This is a genomic window from Microbacterium sp. BF1, from assembly GCF_019279095.1.
Taxonomy (GTDB): Bacteria; Actinomycetota; Actinomycetes; order Actinomycetales; family Microbacteriaceae; genus Microbacterium; species Microbacterium maritypicum.
Genome location: NZ_JAGYWT010000526.1, coordinates 1 through 1,640 on the forward strand (window position 1 = coordinate 1; position 1,640 = coordinate 1,640).

Below are 1,640 nucleotides of genomic sequence, written 5' to 3' on the forward strand. Positions count from 1 at the left end.
GCTCCGATGCTGCCCGAGCGGCCACCTACCAGGCCTGGATCCACAGCTATAATCACCACCGACCCCATACCGCTCTCGGAGGCCTCTCACCCATCGACCGCGTCCATAACGTCAATGGGAAGAACACCTAGGCTTCGGGGGCCACGACCTCACGAGGAGTGACGGAGTACCGCCGCACGCGCAGCGACGGGTTCGTGATCCGCACGCGCTCGATCGTCTCCCTCTCGACCACCGCGACGGCGATCCCGGGAGCGGTTCCCACTCCGGCGAGTACGACGCCCTGGGGATCGACGATCTGTGAGTGTCCCACCCCGATCGGGGTCGGATGGTCTGCCGCGACCACGTAGACGGTGTTCTCGATCGCACGAGCGGCGAGCAGCGTCGTCCAGTGGTGTTCCTTGAGCGGCCCCCTGACCCACTCGGCCGGCACGACCAGGGCATCGGCCTGCGCATCGACCAGGGAACGGGCCACTTCAGGGAAGCGGAGGTCGTAACAGGTCATGAGCCCGAAACGCAGGCCCCCCAGCTCGAAAGTCGCGGCCTCCCCCACCTCACCCGGCTCCACCCAGTCGGACTCGGTCTGGCCGAACGCGTCGTACAGGTGCTGCTTGCGGTACACGGCGAGGACGCGGTCACCCCGCACGGCCACCACGGTGTTGCGCACTCGATGCCCGTCGGTCGCCCGTTCGGCCAGACCCGCGACGATCACGACGGCGTACTCGGAGGCCAGTGCCCTCAGGGTCTCGACGAACTCCCCGTCGAGGTCCTCCGCATTGGCAGCCAGGCTCTCGTCCATGGGGTCGACGAAGTAACTCGAGTACTCAGGGAACACGATCAGCTTCGCCCCCCGCCCGGCGGCGTCGGCCGTCAGCGCGGCGATCCGCTCCCGGTTCTCGGCTCGGGAGGCGGTCGGCGCGAACTGGCACACGGCGACGGGGACGGCTGCGGTCTCGGACATGTCTCCATCCTCTCGCATCGACACGCCCGGGACGTCGCCCGGAGGCCCCCAGGATTCGCCCGCCTTCGGAATCCGTGATAAGTTACTTCTTGTGCCGCGGGGTGGAGCAGTTCGGTAGCTCGCCGGGCTCATAACCCGGAGGTCGCAGGTTCAAATCCTGTCCCCGCAACAAGAAAGGCCCCGAGATCATCACGATCTCGGGGCCTTGTCCTTTTGAGCCGAGTCCTATTCGACAGGTTCAGTCAACAGTTGGCCGATTGGGCGAACGGCCGCGAAGTGCTCCTCGGCGAGATCAGCAGGCTCCTCCAAAACGGAATCGGTATCCCCAGCGACCTGAGCAGCTCTGTCTTCGACATCCGCTCAGGGAGCCGGCCGGTTGACGCGGCATATCTCACCGGAACGACAACCTGGGGCTCTCACGCGGTTCGCCTCGATGACCTGTCGATAACAGACTTCAACTATCAGTTCAGTGCTGAGGTGGCAGATCCGACTCTCTTCACCCCGCGATTCCACTGCGACACGAATGCCAATCGTTGCTTCTACCCGAACGGGGAAGAGTAGTGCCCCATAAAGTGGTGTAGCCCGTGGTGGCCGGCTCGTCGATCGCGACGAAGTGCGGTCACCGCGTGATCCTTCGAGGAAACTCTCACATCCCACTCGAAAGGCATCATCACGATGACCG

2 protein-coding genes and 1 tRNA gene are annotated in these 1,640 nt (G+C 64.8%); 2 read left to right on the forward strand and 1 reads right to left on the reverse strand.

Features of this window, described 5'->3' with window-relative positions:
* On the forward strand, positions 1-131 hold a 131-nt coding region (locus KZA10_RS14415), incomplete at its 5' end, for an integrase core domain-containing protein (protein ID WP_218682639.1).
* Here KZA10_RS14415 and KZA10_RS14420 read toward each other — a convergent pair.
* The gene (locus KZA10_RS14420; RefSeq protein ID WP_218683228.1) at positions 128-958 is read right to left on the reverse strand and encodes a carbon-nitrogen hydrolase family protein; all 831 of its coding nucleotides are present in this window, start codon (positions 956-958) and stop codon (positions 128-130) included. The two genes, KZA10_RS14415 and KZA10_RS14420, sit on opposite strands and share 4 nt — an antisense overlap.
* A 95-nt stretch (positions 959-1,053) precedes the next feature.
* On the opposite strand from KZA10_RS14420, the gene KZA10_RS14425 reads away from it, so the two are divergent.
* A tRNA-Met gene (locus KZA10_RS14425) sits at positions 1,054-1,127 on the forward strand.
* The last annotated feature ends 513 nt before the right edge of the window (positions 1,128-1,640 follow it).